The sequence below is a fragment of the Curtobacterium sp. MCLR17_032 genome, from assembly GCF_003234795.2.
In the GTDB taxonomy this organism is placed as follows: Bacteria; Actinomycetota; Actinomycetes; order Actinomycetales; family Microbacteriaceae; genus Curtobacterium.
On sequence record NZ_CP126268.1, the window covers coordinates 2306546 to 2323043 of the forward strand.

At 71.7% G+C, this 16498-nt stretch carries 14 protein-coding genes and 1 tRNA gene; 6 read left to right on the forward strand and 9 right to left on the reverse strand.

Going from position 1 to position 16498, the window contains the following annotated elements; all coding sequences use genetic code 11:
• Positions 1-47 precede the first annotated feature (47 nt).
• Positions 48-123, reverse strand: a tRNA-Lys gene (locus DEI97_RS10865).
• Between the two features lie 111 nt (positions 124-234).
• Here DEI97_RS10865 and bcp point away from each other — a divergent pair.
• Entirely contained in the window at positions 235-705 is a 471-nt protein-coding gene (gene bcp / locus DEI97_RS10870; RefSeq protein WP_111076333.1) for a thioredoxin-dependent thiol peroxidase, read from the forward strand.
• A 46-nt stretch (positions 706-751) separates the two neighbouring features.
• Here the strand turns inward: bcp and DEI97_RS10875 are convergent, their stop codons facing one another.
• Entirely contained in the window at positions 752-1171 is a 420-nt protein-coding gene (locus DEI97_RS10875) for a hypothetical protein (RefSeq protein WP_111076334.1), read from the reverse strand.
• Between the two features lie 265 nt (positions 1172-1436).
• Between DEI97_RS10875 and DEI97_RS10880 the strand changes: the two genes are divergently transcribed.
• Entirely contained in the window at positions 1437-1685 is a 249-nt protein-coding gene (locus tag DEI97_RS10880; RefSeq protein WP_022904217.1) for a WhiB family transcriptional regulator, read from the forward strand.
• Positions 1686-1777: 92 nt separating this feature from the next.
• Here the strand turns inward: DEI97_RS10880 and DEI97_RS10885 are convergent, their stop codons facing one another.
• The gene (locus DEI97_RS10885) at positions 1778-3283 is read right to left on the reverse strand and encodes a sensor histidine kinase (protein ID WP_111076335.1); all 1506 of its coding nucleotides are present in this window, start codon (positions 3281-3283) and stop codon (positions 1778-1780) included.
• Between the two features lie 120 nt (positions 3284-3403).
• Here DEI97_RS10885 and DEI97_RS10890 point away from each other — a divergent pair, with 120 nt between their 5' ends.
• A complete protein-coding gene (locus tag DEI97_RS10890; protein WP_146248251.1) occupies positions 3404-3901 on the forward strand; it encodes an Rv3235 family protein in 498 nt (165 codons plus the stop codon).
• Between the two features lie 91 nt (positions 3902-3992).
• Here DEI97_RS10890 and secA read toward each other — a convergent pair whose 3' ends face one another.
• The 6 genes from secA to mtrA all read right to left on the reverse strand — a co-directional run bounded on the left by secA (position 3993) and on the right by mtrA (position 12902).
• Entirely contained in the window at positions 3993-6776 is a 2784-nt protein-coding gene (gene secA / locus DEI97_RS10895; protein ID WP_111076337.1) for a preprotein translocase subunit SecA, read from the reverse strand.
• Positions 6777-6926: 150 nt separating this feature from the next.
• Complete coding sequence (gene hpf, locus DEI97_RS10900; RefSeq protein ID WP_111076338.1) at positions 6927-7649, reverse strand: ribosome hibernation-promoting factor, HPF/YfiA family; 723 nt, start codon at positions 7647-7649, stop codon at positions 6927-6929.
• A gap of 185 nt (positions 7650-7834) precedes the next feature.
• On the reverse strand, positions 7835-8614 hold the full coding sequence (locus DEI97_RS10905; protein WP_284158270.1) for a ComF family protein: 780 nt from the start codon (positions 8612-8614) through the stop codon (positions 7835-7837).
• A gap of 198 nt (positions 8615-8812) precedes the next feature.
• Entirely contained in the window at positions 8813-10558 is a 1746-nt protein-coding gene (locus tag DEI97_RS10910; protein ID WP_111074212.1) for an LpqB family beta-propeller domain-containing protein, read from the reverse strand.
• The gene (mtrB, locus tag DEI97_RS10915; protein WP_258376655.1) at positions 10555-12219 is read right to left on the reverse strand and encodes an MtrAB system histidine kinase MtrB; all 1665 of its coding nucleotides are present in this window, start codon (positions 12217-12219) and stop codon (positions 10555-10557) included. Before mtrB ends, DEI97_RS10910 begins: the two co-directional genes overlap by 4 nt.
• A 5-nt stretch (positions 12220-12224) precedes the next feature.
• Positions 12225-12902 (reverse strand): MtrAB system response regulator MtrA, encoded by a 678-nt coding sequence (gene mtrA / locus DEI97_RS10920; protein WP_110904734.1) that lies wholly within the window; start codon positions 12900-12902, stop codon positions 12225-12227.
• A 145-nt stretch (positions 12903-13047) separates the two neighbouring features.
• On the opposite strand from mtrA, the gene DEI97_RS10925 reads away from it, so the two are divergent.
• The 3 genes from DEI97_RS10925 to DEI97_RS10935 are packed head-to-tail and all read left to right on the forward strand — an operon-like array spanning position 13048 to position 16492.
• Positions 13048-14544 (forward strand): glycerophosphoryl diester phosphodiesterase membrane domain-containing protein, encoded by a 1497-nt coding sequence (locus DEI97_RS10925; protein WP_146248086.1) that lies wholly within the window; start codon positions 13048-13050, stop codon positions 14542-14544.
• Positions 14541-15182 carry a DUF4129 domain-containing protein gene (locus tag DEI97_RS10930; RefSeq protein ID WP_111074215.1) on the forward strand — a complete coding sequence of 214 codons (642 nt, stop codon included), beginning with the start codon at positions 14541-14543 and terminating at the stop codon, positions 15180-15182. The genes DEI97_RS10925 and DEI97_RS10930 overlap by 4 nt, the downstream gene beginning before the upstream one ends.
• Entirely contained in the window at positions 15179-16492 is a 1314-nt protein-coding gene (locus tag DEI97_RS10935) for a DUF4350 domain-containing protein (RefSeq protein ID WP_111074216.1), read from the forward strand. Before DEI97_RS10930 ends, DEI97_RS10935 begins: the two co-directional genes overlap by 4 nt.
• The last annotated feature ends 6 nt before the right edge of the window (positions 16493-16498 follow it).

Here is a 16498-nt window from a genome sequence, read left to right on the forward strand (position 1 = left end):
GACCTGCAACGCAGAAGACCCCGACCGGATCGGTCGGGGTCTTCGTGTGGTGCACCCCCTCGGACTTGAACCGAGAACCCACTGATTAAGAGTCAGTTGCTCTGCCAATTGAGCTAGAGGTGCGAGTGTTGAGTTGTCTGGCCGCTTGGGCGTGCGCCCCGCGACGGGAATCAACAATAGCATGACTTCTGCGCGCCCCTGACCACTCGGGGCGCCCAACGAACAGGAGCCCCCTTGAGCGACCGTCTCGCCGCCGGCGACACCGCACCCGACTTCACCCTCCCCGACCAGGACGGCACCGAGCACGCGCTCGCCGACCTCCGGGGGCGGAAGGTCATCGTGTACTTCTACCCCGCCGCGTCCACCCCGGGGTGCACGACCGAGGCGTGTGACTTCCGCGACAACATGTCGTCCCTGCAGGCCGCCGGGTACGAGGTCCTCGGCGTCTCCAAGGACGACCTGCCGGCCCTGCAGCGGTTCCACCACGAGCAGGCCCTGAGCTTCCCGCTGCTCAGCGACCCGGACCTCGCCGTGCACCGGGCGTACGGCGCCTGGGGAGAGAAGAACAACTACGGCAAGATCGTCACCGGCACGATCCGGTCGACGGTCGTCGTGGACGAGGACGGCTCGGTCCAGCTGCCGCTCTACAACGTGAAGGCCACCGGCCACGTCGCGAGCCTGCGGAAGAAGCTCGGGCTGGTCTGACGGCCTCCCGCCGCCGTCCTCGTGCGGCGCTGCTGCGGCAGTTCCCTCAGTCGCGTCGTGCGAGGACCGCGGTCACCGACTTCGAGAGCACCAGGGTGATCGCGAGCAGCGCGGGGATGAGCAGCGCCCAGCCGACGGCCGGGACGCGGAACACGCCCTGGAACGCACCGATCGCGAGCGCCCCCTGCAGGACCTGCCAGACGACGACCCCACTCCGCACCCACGCCCGACCGCGACGCAGGCCGACGACCATGGCGCCGAGCCAGAGGGTCGCGAGGACGGCCAGCACGAGCAGTGCGACCGCTGAGGCCACGCTCGCCGCGGGGGCCGTGAGGAGCTCGACGAGCAGGAAGACGGTCACCGCTGCCATCGCCAGGAACTCGAGTCCGACGACGACGACGAGCACGAGGAGCGCAGCAGGCCGCCCCCGGGGGACGACCTGGTCGTCCGGGATGGTGTCAGGCACAGCGATCCTCCAGCAGTGAAACCCTTGATTTGGCCATACCAGTATGGAACGATGTTCGAGGTCGTTTGGACGGCACGATGTGGTGTGCGTCTCCCGTGGTTCGACGCTCCTCCCCCGAGCGTTCTGCGGGCGTCGAACTCTCCCCGAGCGGGCTCCTCCCCACAGGAAGCCTCCCGTACATCACATGAGCATGTGCAGAGTCCCGATCCCCCGAGTCACGGCCCCGGCCTGCCGTTCGAGCATCTAACGCAAGGAGCACCACCACATGGATTGGCGTGACCAGGCAGCCTGCCTCACCGCGGACCCCGAGCTCTTCTTCCCCGTCGGGAACACCGGCCCGGCCGTCGACCAGATCGAGAAGGCCAAGTCGGTCTGTGCTCGATGCACCGTGACCGAGATGTGCCTCCAGTACGCACTCGAGAACAACCAGGACTCCGGCGTCTGGGGTGGCCTCAGCGAGGACGAGCGTCGCGCGCTCAAGCGCCGCGCTGCCCGCGCCCGCCGCGCCTCCTGACACCGCAGGGCCACAAGACCGTCTGACGCCCGCCGTGCCCCTCAAGGCCGGCGGGCGTCGTCGCGCCCGGCGCCGAGGTGCCATCAGGGTCGCTACGCAGCCGTCCCGGCGGTGAGCCAGCGGAACGGGATCGAGATCGTGACCTCGGTACCGCTGCCCGTGAGCGTGTGCCAGTCGATGGTGCCGCCCAGCTCGCCCTGGATGAGGGTGCGGACGATCTGGGTACCGAGACCCGAGCCGACCTTGCCCTCGGGCAGGCCCACACCGTTGTCGCGCACCTGGATCTCGAGGTGGTCGTCGTGACGGTTCGCGACGATCTCAACCTCGCCGTCGCGTCCGTCGAGCCCGTGCTCCACGGCGTTCGTGACGAGTTCGGTGAGCCCGAGGGCGAGCGGGGTGGCCGCCTCGGACGGCAGGACGCCGAACTCCCCCGTCTTCTTCGGGTGGACCGTCGTGTTGTGCGACGCGGCGACCTCGGTCACGAGCTTGAGGACGGAGTCGAACACCTCGTCGAAGTCGACCGTCTGGCTGAGGCCCGTGGACAGGGTGTCGTGCACGACGGCGATCGCGGCGACACGGCGCATCGCGTTCTGCAGGGACGTCCGAGCCTCGTCCGAGTGCGTCCGGCGGGCCTGGATGCGGAGCAGGGACGCGACGGTCTGCAGGTTGTTCTTGACGCGGTGGTGGATCTCACGGATCGTCGCGTCCTTCGTGATCAGCTCGCGCTCCTGGTGACGCATCTCGGTGACGTCGCGGCAGAGCACGACCGCCCCGATCCGCTCACCGTGGTCACGCAGCGGGATCGACCGGAGCGTCACGGTGACGCCCTTCGCCTCGATGTCGGCACGCCAGGGAGCGCGCCCGGTCACGACGAGCGGCAGGGACTCGTCGACGTCCAGCTGCGCACCGAGGAGCTCGGTCGTCACCTCGGCCAGGGACTTGCGCTCGAGTTCGCCGTCGAAGCCCATCCGGTTGAAGGCGCTGAGGCCGTTCGGGCTGGCGAACGTGACGACGCCGTCGGTGTCCAGTCGGAGCAGACCGTCGCTGGCCCGCGGCGCCCCACGACGGGGACCGGCCGGGGCGCCGAGGTCCGGGAAGTCGCCGGTCGCGATCATCCCGAACAGGTCGTTCGCGCTGGCGGTGAAGTTGAGTTCCTGACGGCTCGGCGTGCGCGACTCGTCCTGGTTGGAGTGCCGCGTCACGACGGCGATCGGCCGGTCGGTGGTCTGTGCGCTCTTGGCGGTGAGCCGGCGGAGGACCGGGATCGCGCGGACCCGCGTCGGGGTGTCCTCGTACCAGTCCGGCTCGGCCGAGTCCACGACCCGGCTGCCCGTGAAGCTCTGGGTGACCTGGTCACGCCACTCCTCGCGGATCTCCTGTCCGACGATGTCGCGGTAGAACAGCGTCGCCGCGGACGACGGACGAGCGTGGGCGACGGCGACGAAGGTCGAGTCGTCGCGGGTCGGCACCCACAGCACCATGTCGGCGAAGGACAGGTCGGCGAGCAACTGCCAGTCACCGACGAGCAGGTGCAGCCACTCGACGTCGGCTTCGGAGGAACGGCCTTGTGCGAGGACGAGGTCACTGAGGGTCGACACCCGACCAGTCTAGGTGTGGCTCCCGAAGCCGACCACGCGCCGCTGTGGACGAGAACGGTCTGTCCACAGGTCGGTCCGATCGACCGTATGTGATGTTCCACGAACCCTACGCTCGGCCTGATGAAAGGGGCCGGAGTGGCGGAGAACGCACGACGGATCGAAGACGAGCCGGACACGCACGGAACGGACGCGGGGCTGGAAGGCCGCCACGACGACCACGTGGAGCACGAGGGACACGATGAACAGCACGAGAAGGGACCGCCGGCACCGGCGGCGGAACTGCCCGACCCCGGCGAGACAGCACGGTCGCTGGCGCTCTGCGTGGCGGAGATCCTGACCGGGGCGCGCGAGGTCGAGACGATCTCGCGCTGGATCACCGAGGAGGTCCAACGACACCTGCAACACCGCGCCGCACTGGCGGCCCGCGCACGCTCCGCCGCCCGTCGGCGCCGACACCGCCCGGTGATCCGGGTCGGTAGCGTCGTCGTCAGCGTGCCGCGTGACGGTGTCGCCGAGGCCGCCGTCGTGGTGCACACGCGCAGCCACGCCCGCGCGGTCGCCATCCGGCTCGAGGAACGTAAGGGACGGTGGCGGGCCACGGCGGTCGGCGTGCTCTGACGGTCACGGCGACCGGTGGTCGGGTACCACCGACGGACGGGAGGCCCGGTACCAGCTGGTACCGGGCCTCCCGTCACGATGGGGCTGTGTGTCAGCCCTTCTTGGCTGCCGCGCGGCGCTCGGCGCGGTTGCTCGCGTCGGCCTGCCCGGAAGCGGTCGCCGCCGAACCGAAGGCGGAACCCTTCTCGGCGCCAGCGGCCTCTTCCTGCTCGGCCTGCGCACGCTGTGCACGGGCGGTCGCGGCCTGCTCGAGGCGCCCGGCCTCGTCGCGGACCTCGACCTCGCCGTCGATCGACGGCGCGGAGTACTCGAGTCCGGCGTTCTCGCCTTCCTCGTTGAGCCCCTTCGCCTCGATGACCGCGCTCTCGCCGTCTGACTGCACCTGGACCTCGAGGTTGAAGAGGAAGCCGACCGACTCTTCGCGGATCTGCCCCATCATCGTCTGGAACAGGGCGTAGCCCTCGCGCTGGTACTCGACCAGCGGGTCGCGCTGCGCCATCGCCCGGAGCCCGATGCCGTCCTTGAGGTAGTCCATCTCGTAGAGGTGGTCGCGCCAGCGGCGGTCGATCACCGAGAGGACGACGCGACGCTCGAGCTCACGCATGGCCTCGTCGCCGAGGGCCTCTTCGCGGTTCTTGTAGGCGAGCTGCGCGTCGGACAGGATCTCGCGAGCCAGGAACTCCCGCGTCGCCTTGCCCTTCGAGCCGGCCTCAGTGATGACCTCGTCGATGGTGATCGAGATCGGGTACAGCGTCCCGAGCTCGGTCCACATGGCGTCGAGGTCCCAGTCGTCCGGGGACCCTTCGCCGGTGTGGGTGTCGATGACGTCGTCGATGACGCTCTTGAGGAACGACTGCGCGCGCTCGTGCAGGTCGTCGCCCTCGAGGATGTGCCGGCGGTCGCTGTAGATCGCTTCGCGCTGGCGGTTCAGGACGTCGTCGTACTTCAGGACGTTCTTGCGGATCTCGGCGTTGCGGCCCTCGACCTGCGACTGGGCGGAACGGATCGCGCGGCCGACGAGCTTGTTCTCGATCGCCAGGTCATCCGGCACGTTGCCGCGGCCCATCAGGCTCTCGGCGGCACCGGAGTTGAACAGACGCATCAGGTCGTCGGTGAGCGACAGGTAGAACCGGCTCTCGCCCGGGTCACCCTGACGACCGGAGCGTCCACGGAGCTGGTTGTCGATGCGACGGGACTCGTGGCGCTCGGTGCCGAGGACGTAGAGGCCGCCGGCGTCGCGGACCTTCTCGCTCTCCTGCTCGACCGCGGCCTTCATCGCGGTGAAGACCTTGTCCCACTCGGCTTCGTACTCGTCCGGGGTCTCGGTCGGCGACAGGCCCTTGGCGTGCATCTCCTGCACGGCGAGGAACTCCGCGTTGCCGCCGAGCATGATGTCGGTACCACGACCGGCCATGTTCGTGGCGACCGTCACGGCACCGGCACGACCGGCCTGGGCGACGATCGCGGCTTCCCGCGCGTGGTTCTTCGCGTTGAGGACCTCGTGCTTGACGCCCTTCTTGGCGAGCAGCTTCGACAGGTACTCGGACTTCTCGACGCTCGTGGTGCCGACGAGGACCGGCTGGCCCTTGTGGTGGCGCTCTTCGATGTCGTTCGCGACCTGCTCGAACTTGGCCTGCTCGTTCTTGTAGACGAGGTCGGTCTGGTCGATGCGCTGCATCGGCCGGTTCGTCGGGATCGGGACCACGCCGAGCTTGTAGGTCGACATGAACTCGGCCGCTTCGGTCTCCGCGGTACCGGTCATGCCCGAGAGCTTCTGGTACAGGCGGAAGTAGTTCTGCAGCGTGACGGTGGCGAGGGTCTGGTTCTCGGCCTTGACCTCGACGCCTTCCTTCGCCTCGATCGCCTGGTGGATGCCCTCGTTGTAGCGACGGCCCATCAGGATGCGGCCGGTGTGCTCGTCGACGATGAGCACCTCGCCGTTCATCACGACGTAGTCCTTGTCGCGCTTGAACAGGGCGGACGCCTTGATCGAGTTGTTGAGGAACGAGATCAGCGGGGTGTTCGCGGACTCGTAGAGGTTGTCGATGCCGAGGTAGTCCTCGACCTTCTCGATGCCGGGCTCGAGGACACCGACGGTGCGCTTCTTCTCGTCGACCTCGTAGTCTTCGCCCGGGGTGAGCCGGGTCGCGATGGACGCGAACTCGGTGAACCAGCGGTTCGCCTCACCCGAGGAGGGGCCGGAGATGATGAGCGGCGTGCGGGCCTCGTCGATGAGGATCGAGTCGACCTCGTCCACCACGGCGAAGAAGTGGCCGCGCTGGACCATGTCGGAGGCCTGCCACGCCATGTTGTCGCGCAGGTAGTCGAAGCCGAACTCGTTGTTCGTGCCGTACGTGATGTCGGCGGCGTACTGCTCGCGGCGCTCGATCGGCGACTGCCCGGCGATGATGCAGCCGGTGGTCATGCCGAGGGCACGGAACACGCGGCCCATGAGCTCGGACTGGTACGACGCGAGGAAGTCGTTGACCGTGATGACGTGCACGCCGCGCGACGGGATCGCGTTGAGGTAGGCGGCGGTCGTCGCCACGAGGGTCTTGCCCTCACCGGTCTTCATCTCGGCGATGTTGCCGAGGTGCAGCGCCGCGCCACCCATGAGCTGCACGTCGAAGTGCCGCATGCCCAGGGTTCGCTTCGAGGCTTCACGGACGGCGGCGAACGCCTCCGGCAGGAGGTCGTCGAGGGTCTCGCCGTTGGCGTACCGCTCGCGGAGCTCCGTCGTCTCCTCCTGGAGTTCCTCGTCGGTGAGGCTCGCGAAGTCGTCCTCGAGGTCGTTGATCGCCGAGGCGTACGCCTTCAGCCGACGGAGGGTCCGCCCTTCACCGATGCGGAGGACCTTCTCCAACACGTTTGCCACGTGAGCTCCTTACGAAGTCGTCGTGCGCGGTCGACGCGCTCGATCAGCCAGTCATGCTAGCAACCCGCCGGGGTCCGGCGCTGGGAGCAGCGCGAGTGCGCACGACCCCGGACGGGACCGTGCGCACTCGGAGGTGGTGCGTCGCGTCGACTACGCGGTGGCGGACACGGACTCCTCGACGAGGACGTGTTCGCTCCCCCGGGCGTCGGCGCCCGGGTTCTCGTCGATGCCGATGACGCCGTAGTCCCAGCCCTTGCGGCGGTACACGACACTCGGGCGGTGGGTCTCGGAGTCGACGAAGAGGTAGAAGTCGTGCCCGACGAGCTCCATGTGGTACAGCGCGTCGTCGACCGTCATCGGTGCGGCCTCGAAGACCTTCTGACGGATGACGACCGGCGAGTACGCGGCGTCTTCCTCGTCGCGCCCGGCTTCCTGGTCGGCGTCGACCACGGGGACGGCACCGGTGGCGACGGTCTCGATGAGCCTGCCGTCGGCGGGCTCGACGCCCATGCCCTCGAACCCCGCACCCGAGGCCTCGGCCACCGAGGTCGGACGGTGACGCCCGCGGTGCACCTTCTTGCGGTCACGTGCCCGGCGCAGGCGCTCGGCGATGCGCGCGAACGCCAGGTCGAAGGCGGCGTACTTGTCCGACGCGGCGGACTCGGCCCGGACGAGCGGTCCGGGTCCGATGAGGGTGAGTTCGACGCGGTCCTCGCCCTGCGCCCCGCTGCTCTTCTCGTGGTGCCGGCTCACCCGCACCTCGAAGGCGAGGGCCCGGTCGGCGAGCACGTCGATCTTCTCGGACTTCTGCTCCACGTAGGCCCGGAATCGGTCGGTGACCCCGACGTTGCGGCCCGTGATCGTCACGTCCATGGCGGCTCCCATCCACATTCGGCGGTTCGCCTGCGTCCGGCGAACACCAACGCCTTGCCGCGAGGCTAGACCCTGCGGGCTCGACCCGTGCCGGTGCGGGCCCGCGTGCCGGAGACCTCCACCGGATGCCCAGGCGACGTCCATGTCCGTCGTCGGGTGCTCGTGCTCGTGCTCGGCGCGCACGCTCACACCTCCACCGTGGCGACGGCCACGCAGCGGACGACCCGGCCACCGGCGGCCCGGACGGCCCGGATCGCCTCGGCCATCGTCACGCCGGTGGTGACGACGTCGTCCACGAGCACGACGTCCTGGCCGTCCACCCCGTCCGCGACGAGGGTGCCGACGGTGGCCGCCACGCGCTCGATCGCGGTCCGTTCCTTCTGCCCGCGGCCGGCTGCCACGGCCGCGTGCGGTCCGTCACCGCGCACTGGATCCGGCAGCGGGACGCGCCGCAGTGCCCGGGCGCGTCGGACGCCCGCACGCCGCAGCACCGTCACCACCGGGTCGAAGCCGCGTCGCCGGTGCCCACGTTGCGAGGGCGGGACGCGGAGGACCACCGTGCCCGCAGGCGCTGCGGCGAGCGCCGACCGGACGAGGTCCGCGGTCCGTCGGGTGAGCCCACGGACGACGTCCACCCGCCCCCGGAGTTTCCACTCGAGCACGAGGGTGCGGACGAGACCGTCGTACTCGTGGGCGGCGTCGAGCCGGACCCCGGCGACGAGCCGGGTCCGCGTGGGGAGGGCGTCGAGTGCTGACCGGCAGGCGCGGCACAGGGCACGGTCCGCGGCGCCGCAGCCGACGCAGACGACGGGCAGGACGAGGGCGAGGACCGTGGCGGCGGCATCGGACCAGGGCCGGGCCGCGCAGCGCGGCGGTGTCGGCGGTCGCGGCGAGCGCGCCGATGAGGGGACGGCGGCTGGCGGGACGGCGGGTGGCGGGACGGCGGGCGTCTGGAGCGTCGGCATGACCCGAGGGTGCCGGGCGGGGAGCACCGGGCGTGGGCCGGCGGGACGGACTGTGGACGGGCCTCCCGGCCGGGCCGGATGTGCAGGACGAGGCGACCAGCCGGCACCGACCGGAGCAGCACCGACCCGACCAGCGCCGACCCGGCGGTCAGCGCTGCACGCCGACCAGCACCGACCGGACCAACACCGACCCGACGGTCAGCGCTGCACGCCGAGCACCGACGCCTCGACGCCGGTGGTGTCCCACGCGCCCCCGGTGGACTGCAGCACCGACCCGTCCGACATCCGGAGCAGCATCGCGCTGCCGCTCCCCCCGACGATCCCCGTGGCCCGCCCGTCCGGCTTGGCGAGCGTGTCCCACTGGCCGCCGACGGTGGTGCGGACGACGCTCGAACCGGCGCTGTTGCGTCCGACCGAGGCGACGTCGAGCTCGTCGACCCAGGCGGCTCCGACGGGGTCGCCCTCGGCGGCCTGCACCCGGACCGGCGGTCCGAGCGAGGTCGGTGCCCGGTCGGACCCCCGGGTGATCGCGACGACGTAGAGCGCTGCCCCGTCGTCGGTGTCGAGCAGGGCCAGGGCGCGCGTCGAGTCGCGGGACACCTGGAACGACACGAGTTTCCCGTCCGGCAGGGTCGAGGTGACGGTGTGCGGGTCGCCGCCGAGGCCGTAGGCGGTGATCGACCGGGTGTCCGACCGCTGGGCGACCCAGACGAAGCCCTGGTCGTCGATGCTCGGGGCGACCAGGTCCTCCCGGGTGTCGATGCGGAGGGGGGCCTTGCCGGACCGGACGACGAACACGCCGTCGTCGTTGCCGACGGCGGCGACCGTGCCGGAGGCGGAGAGCGCGAGGGACTGCGGTCGGAGTCCGGCGATGCGGTCGCTGAGGCCGCCGCCGAGCGCGGTGACGTCCCCGGTGCCGGCCGTCGCGTACCCGGTGACCCGGTCCTGCACGACGAGGGGACGGGCGTCGACGTCGGGGTTGCGCTGCGCGCTCGTGCCGCTGGAGTCGGGCAACGGGACGGGGACGCCCTCGACCGTGAGGTCGACCGAGGAGATCGTGGCGACGGAGGAGAGCGAGTCGGTGAGCTGTTCGCGCATCCGGACCTTCTCGACCGTGTTCGCCCGGAGCGCCTCGCTCGACAGGTCGACCTGCGCGCTGCCGCTCTCGATCGTGACGGCGTTCAGCGAGAGCTGCGTGCCCTCGGGGAACGAGGACACGACCGAGCCCTCGAGCCACTCGGCGGGTCCGGCGAGCAGGGCGCTGACGATGCGGGTGCTCGTCGAGGACCGGGCCAGGAACCACCGCTCGTCGGGGACGAGGAACCGGTAGGTCGGGTCGTAGAAGTACAGGGCGTGCGGCTGGAACACCGAGGTGAAGTTGACCGGCGACAGGATGATCCCGTCGGGGGCGTAGCTGATGCGCCACTGGCCGTCCTCGCGGACGAACTGGAACGTCAGCGTCGAGGACGTCGGCCGGACGGCCTGGGTGTACTCGCCGTCGGCGTCGACCGAGGCACTCGCCGTCAGCGTGTAGGTGAGTTCCTCGTCCCCGACCCGTTCGACGTCGCCGTCGCCCTGCCGGATGGTGACGCCCTGGCGCGGGTTCCACTTCTGCGAGAACCCGCTGCTGAGGAACTCGCGCGCGACCGCGTAGTCGTTCTGGGCACCGGTGGCGGCATCGATGAACTGCGTGAGCAGGTCAGTCTGGTTCGCACCGTCCTCCGGTCCGGTGGGGCGGTAGTCGACTCCGCCGGTGGGCGACTCGTTCGTGATCGACTGCCCGGAGCGGACCGGGCCGCCGGTCGGGATCGCGGCACAGGCGGTGGCGCCGAGCAGCGTCACGGCGGCGAGCGCGGCCGTGAGCACGAGCCGGAGGCGCGTGGTGCGGGTCCGTCGGTCGGTCCGGGTCGTGCCGGTTCCTCCGTGGCGGTCGGTCCGGGTCATGCCGGCTCCTCCGTTCCGGTCGGTCCCTCGTAGGACTCGTCGAGTGCGGGCAGCGGGATCGCGGAGGTCGGCGGGGCCTCACTGCTCCGGCGGGGCAGGGTGAGCACGAACGCGGACCCCTCGCCCGGACGGGACCACACGTCGATGCGGCCGCCGTGCAGCTGGGCGTCGCCGAGGCTGATGGCGAGCCCGAGTCCGGTGCCGCCGATGGTGCGCTTTCGGCTCGGGTCGGCGCGCCAGAAGCGGTCGAACACGCGGGCGGTGTCCTCGGCCGGCATCCCGACTCCTCGGTCGCGCACCGCGATGGCGACGGACCGGGAGTCGCTGTCGACCACGACGTCGACCGGGCGGCCGTCGCCGTGCTCGATGGCGTTGCCGACGAGGTTCCGGAGCACCCGGCGGATCCGGCGGGCGTCGAGCTGCATGGTGGTGTGTCCGCCCGGGGTGGCCAGACGCAGTTCGATCTCGGCACGGTCGGCGAGCGGGCGGAACTCCTCGACGATGTCGGCGGCGAGTGCGGCGGGGACGACCGGTTCGGTCTCGAGCTCGACGGCCTGCGCGTCGTACCGGGAGATCTCGAGCAGGTCGGCGAGCAGCAGTTCGAACCGGTCGACCTGGGCGTGCAGCAGTTCCGCGGAGCGGGCGACGGACGGCTCGAAGGCGTGGCGGGCGTCGAACAGCAGGTCTCCGGCCAGGCGGATCGTCGTCAGCGGGGTGCGGAGCTCGTGCGAGACGTCGGACACGAAGCGCTGCTGGACGCGCGAGAGTTCGGCCAGCTGGGTGATCTGTCGACTGACGGCGTCGGCCATGTCGTTGAAGCTCCGGGCCAGCGTGGCGATGTCGTCCTCGCCCCGGACCGGGATGCGTTCGTCCAGGCGGCCGGCGGCGATCTTGCGGCTGGTCTCGGCAGCGCCGCGGATGGGGACGACGACCAGGCGCACCACGAGCGAGGTGACGAGGGCGATGAGCACGATGAGGGCGACACCGCCGATCGACAGGGTCTGCGACACGAAGTCGAGCGTCTGCTGCGCATCGGACAGGTCGTACACGATGTACAGCTCGTACTGCCCGGCGCTCGGGATCTGCAGGGTGGAGCCGACGGCGAGTCCCGGTCCCCGACCGCCCGGCCCGTCGAGCCGCACGGGCTGCAGGCTGAGCTCGCCGGTGTCGGCGGCGACCCGTTTCCGCAGGTCGTCGGTGATCACGGAGTCGGGGAACCCGGTGCTGGCGACGTTCTGCAGGATCTGCGGGGTCCGGGCTCCCGGTGTCCGTTCGATCGCGATGCTCGTCCCACCCGGACTGGTCGTGTTCGAGAGGATCGCGTTCTGCGCCTCGCTCTGCAGCGACTCGAGTTCGGTCTGGTTGTTGTCCTCGGCCGCGGTGGCCGCGTCGAAGATGTTCTGCGCGACGATCGTCGCGCGCGCCGACTCGGCCTCGATCTGGTCACGGCGCTGCGAGTAGACGTTGTTCGAGATGCTCACCATGACCGCGGTGCCGATCACGGCGACGGCGAGCCCGGTGGTCGCGACGGTGATCGCGGCGGACCGGACCATCAGCGAGCGACGCCAGAGGTACGCGATCCCGCGCCAGATCCGGCGGAGCCAGGTGCGGACCCGCCGGCGCACGCGGCGGAACGGCGCCGGGGCCGACGACGACGGCACGGACGTCAGCTCTGCGCGCCGGCCCGGTACCCGACCCCGCGGACGGTGGTCACGATGCGCGGGTTGTCCGGGTCGTGCTCGATCTTGGCGCGGAGGCGCTGCACGTGCACGTTCACCAGGCGGGTGTCCGCCTTGTAGTGGTAGCCCCAGACCTGCTCGAGGAGCATCTCGCGCGTGAACACCTGGCTGGGCTTCTCGGCGAGCGCCCGGAGCAGGTCGAACTCCAGCGGGGTGAGGGCGATGGCGGCGTCGCCCCGGCGGACCTCGTGGCCGGGGACGTCGACGACCAGGTCACCGACGTGCAGGACGGTCGCGTCGGTCGCGGTCGGCCGCAGGCGGGTCCGGATCCGGGCGACGAGCTCCTTCGGGTTGAACGGCTTCACGACGTAGTCGTCGGCACCGTTCTCGAGCCCGGCGACGACGTCGGCGGTGTCGCCCTTGGCGGTGAGCATGATGATCGGGGTGCCGCTCTCGGCCCGGATCCGTCGGCACACCTCGATGCCGTCGATACCGGGCAGCATGACGTCGAGCAGCACGAGGTCGGGCTTCGTCGCGTGGAACGCCTCGACGGCGTCGTTGCCGTCGGCACTGAAGTCGGGCTCGTAACCCTCCGACCGGAGGACGATGCCGATCATCTCGGCGAGGGCCTGGTCGTCGTCGACGACGAGGATGCGCGGTGTCATGGGATGCGGACTCCGGAGGGCAGGGTGGGCACCCAGGGACGGGTGCTCTCCGCTCACGATAGCCGAGGCCCCGTCATCGGAGGTTTTCCGACAGGATGGACACGGTCGCGCTGTTCCGGCAGCGACCAGGCGAGGGGGCAGTTCGATGGTCGACGACGGATGGCAGGTCCCGGGGGCGAACGGGCCGCAGCACGGTGGCGGTGGGCAGCCGCCGCTGACGCCGCAACCGCAGGCACCGCAGTACCCGACGGCCTCGCCGTACCCGACGGCCTCGCCGCACCCGACGGCCTGGGGCCCGGTCGGACAGCCGGGAGGCACGCCCACCCCCGGCTTCCCCGTCCCGCCCATCGGTGGGCCGGCCCCACTGCCGCCCGCGTCCCGCCCGGTGGTCCCACTCCGGCCGCTGGGTCTCGCGGACGTGCTGGCCGGCGCCTTCACGGTCTTCCGCCGCAACGCCCGCGTGCTGCTCCTCTGGGCCGTCCTGCTCTCCGGTGTCCTCGGGCTGCTGGCCACCCTCGGCACCACGGCCGGCCAGCGGATCCTGCAGAGCCGTGTGCTCTCGGCCGTCGACGGCGGTGCCCGTGGGGAGACGGACAGCATCATCGCCGGCACGGTGACCCTGTACGCGGTGCTGTCGATCGGCCTGCCCTTCCTGACCTACCTGGCGCGCGGGTTCCTCGTCGCCCCGGTCGCGGTCGACACCGGGCAGCGCGTGCTCGGCCGGCGCGGCACGTTCCGTGGCCTGTGGTCGCTGCTCGCCGGGCGCCGGGGTGCCGTGATCGGCTGGATCGTCCTGCAGCTCGTCGCCGGGATCGCGGTCGCCGTCGTCTTCGTCGTGGTCGTGATCGCGTTCGTGGCCGCCCTCGCCGCGGGCCGGAGTTCGGCCGGCTGGTACGTGTTGGCGATCGTCGTCATGGCCCTCGGGTTCACGGTGCTCCTGGCGTTCCTGGTCACCCGGTTCGCCTTCACGGTGCCGACGATCGCGCTCGAGGGACGCGGGGTCTTCTCGGCGGCCGGACAGTCGTGGCGGCTCACCCGCGGCGCGTTCTGGCGCACGTTCGGCATCCTGCTCCTCGTGCAGGTCGTGCTCGGGATCGCGGGCAGCATCGCCAGCATCCCGCTCACCCTCGGGCTGAGCCTGTTCTCCGGCGTGTTCGACCCGCTCGGGCAGACCGCGTCCACGAGCGGCAGCCCGTCGGTCGGCGGCGTCATCGCCCTCGTCATCGGCAGCCTGCTCGTGATCGCGGTGCAGTCCGTGACGGACGTGCTGAGCGCCTCCGTCGTGACCTTCCTGGCGATCGACCGCCGCATCCGCACCGAGGCGCTCGACCAGCGCATCGCGTCGCACCTGGACACCGGGCAGCCCGCGGACCCGTTCGCCCCGCACGCCCCGGTGGCGCGTCCGCCGTGGACGCCGGGCGCGCCGTGGTCGCCGCAGCAGCCGTGGCCACCGCAGCAGTGGCAGCCCCAGCAGCAGCAGCAGCAGTGGCAGCCGCAGCAGGGCTGGCCGCAGCAGCCGCAGCAGCCGTGGAGCCCGCAGCAGCCGTGGCAACCGCAGCAGGGCTGGCAGCCCCAGCAGCCCGAGCAACCACAGCAGCCGCCACAGCCCTGGACCCCGCAGCCGCCGGACACCCGCGGATGAGCACCCCTGGGCCCGACGAGGCGCGCCGACTGCTCGAGCAGGAACTCGCCCACCGGGAGTACCGCGGCGCGCAGGAGACGTGGTGGGACCGGGCCTCGCGGTCGTTCTTGGACTGGCTCGGCTCCTTGGCCCCGGACGGTGTCGGTTCGCCCGGCGTCGGCCGCACCCTGCTCGTCATCGCCGTCCTCGTGCTCGTCGCCGTGGTCGTCCTGGTCGTCGTCACACGAGGCCTCCCCCGCCGCCGTGCCCGCCTCCGGCCGACGGCACCCGGCGGCGTCTTCGACGACGACGACCTCCGCTCGGCACAGGTCGTGTCCGCCGCCGCCTCGGCCGCGTTCCGCGCCGGGGACTGGGCGACCGCCGTCCTGGAGGGGTACCGCGCCCTCGCCCGCGGGCTCGGCGAACGCGACCTGGTCCTCGTCGTGCCGGGTGCCACCGCGCGCGCGATCGCCGACCGCGCCACCGTCCCGTTCCCGCAGTTCGGCGACGTGCTCCGCGGTGCCTCCGACACGTTCGACGCCGTCCGCTACCTGGGCGCCGAAGCCGACGAGTCCGCCGCACGTCGCGTCCTCGAGACCGAGCGCGCCGTCCGGGAGGCCCGCCCCACTCCCACGGACCGGCCGGCGGTCCCCGCATGAGCGCCCCGACCGCACCCGCACCGGCACCGGCGCCGACCGGGGTTCCCGCTCCCGCCGCCGCCGGCGAGGACCGGAGGCCGCGCTCGGACCGCGTCCTCCGCATCGGCGGCTGGATCGCGGTCGTCGTCGTCGGGTTGCTGCTCGCCGCCCTGACCGCCGCGGTGGGCCAGGGTGACCCGCTGCGACCCGTCCCGCTCGACCCGACCTCGACGGCGACCAGCGGCTCCCGGGCCGTGGTCCGGGTCCTCGAACAGCAGGGCACCCGGGTCGACGTGGTGCACGACGCCGACGCGCTCGACGTCGGCACGGGCGACACGGTCCTGGTCGACGACTCCGCCGGGGTGCTCGACCGTGGCGTGGCCCGACGCATCGCCCGGACGGCTCCGGACGTGGTGCTCGTCACGAACGACCCGGGCGTCCTGGAGTCCTTCGACGTTGACGCCCGTCCGGCTGGCAGCACGTCGTCGACCCGCGTGGCCTCGACCGCGTCCTGCCCGATCCCGGCGGCGCGGACCGCGGGCTCCGTCACCGTCGTCGGTGCCACCTACGACACCGACGACCCGACGGTGGAACGCTGTGCGCCGTCCGGCACGGGCGCGGACACCCGCTGGGGGTTGCTGCGGACCACCACGGTGGACGGTCGGGTCACCCTCCTCGGCACCACCGGTGTCCTCCGCAACGACACCGTCACCCGTGCGGGCAACGCGGCCCTCGCGCTCGGCCTGCTCGGCAGCGGCGACCGCCTGGTCTGGTACGTCCCCACCGCCGCAGGCAGCGACGCGGCCCCGTCCCTCGGTGACCTCGCCCCGCCGTGGGTGCCGAGCGCCATCGCCGTCCTCGGGCTCGTCGCGGTCGCCGCCGCACTCTGGCGCGGCCGCCGGCTCGGGCCCCTGGTCGTCGAACGCCTGCCCGTCGTCGTCCGCGCCGCCGAGACCACCGAGGGACGCGCCCGCCTCTACGCCCGGGTCCGCGACCGCACCCACGCCCTCGACACCCTCCGGCTCGCGGCCGTCCGGCGGATCGGACGCAGCCTCGGGCTCCCCCGGTCGGCCCACGTCGACGAGGTCGTCCGACGCACCGCCGCCGTGACCGGGCGGTCCGCCGACCGCGTCGGCGCCGTGCTCGTCGGCGGCAGCACCGACGACGACCGCGCGCTCGTCGACGGGGCAGCCGCCCTGGACGAACTCGAGCACGCGGTCCGCCGAGCCCGCTCCGGGGACGCTGGACGGGCCTCCCGGTCGGCGCCCACCGGGACACCCGCGGAACCGACACCACCGACCACGCCCGAACGACCAGGAGGACGATCGTGACCGACC

Bases quoted from the DNA above. Each gene is read 5' to 3' on its own strand.
- DEI97_RS10925 (WP_146248086.1), top strand. From the start codon at position 13,048: ATGGTCGACGACGGATGGCAGGTCCCGGGGGCGAACGGGCCGCAGCAC.
- DEI97_RS10905 (WP_284158270.1), bottom strand. From the start codon at position 8,614: ATGCCGACGCTCCAGACGCCCGCCGTCCCGCCACCCGCCGTCCCGCCA.
- DEI97_RS10930 (WP_111074215.1), top strand. From the start codon at position 14,541: ATGAGCACCCCTGGGCCCGACGAGGCGCGCCGACTGCTCGAGCAGGAA.
- DEI97_RS10890 (WP_146248251.1), top strand. From the start codon at position 3,404: ATGAAAGGGGCCGGAGTGGCGGAGAACGCACGACGGATCGAAGACGAG.
- DEI97_RS10935 (WP_111074216.1), top strand. From the start codon at position 15,179: ATGAGCGCCCCGACCGCACCCGCACCGGCACCGGCGCCGACCGGGGTT.
- DEI97_RS10910 (WP_111074212.1), bottom strand. From the start codon at position 10,558: ATGACCCGGACCGACCGCCACGGAGGAACCGGCACGACCCGGACCGAC.
- hpf (WP_111076338.1), bottom strand. From the start codon at position 7,649: ATGGACGTGACGATCACGGGCCGCAACGTCGGGGTCACCGACCGATTC.
- mtrA (WP_110904734.1), bottom strand. From the start codon at position 12,902: ATGACACCGCGCATCCTCGTCGTCGACGACGACCAGGCCCTCGCCGAG.
- DEI97_RS10880 (WP_022904217.1), top strand. From the start codon at position 1,437: ATGGATTGGCGTGACCAGGCAGCCTGCCTCACCGCGGACCCCGAGCTC.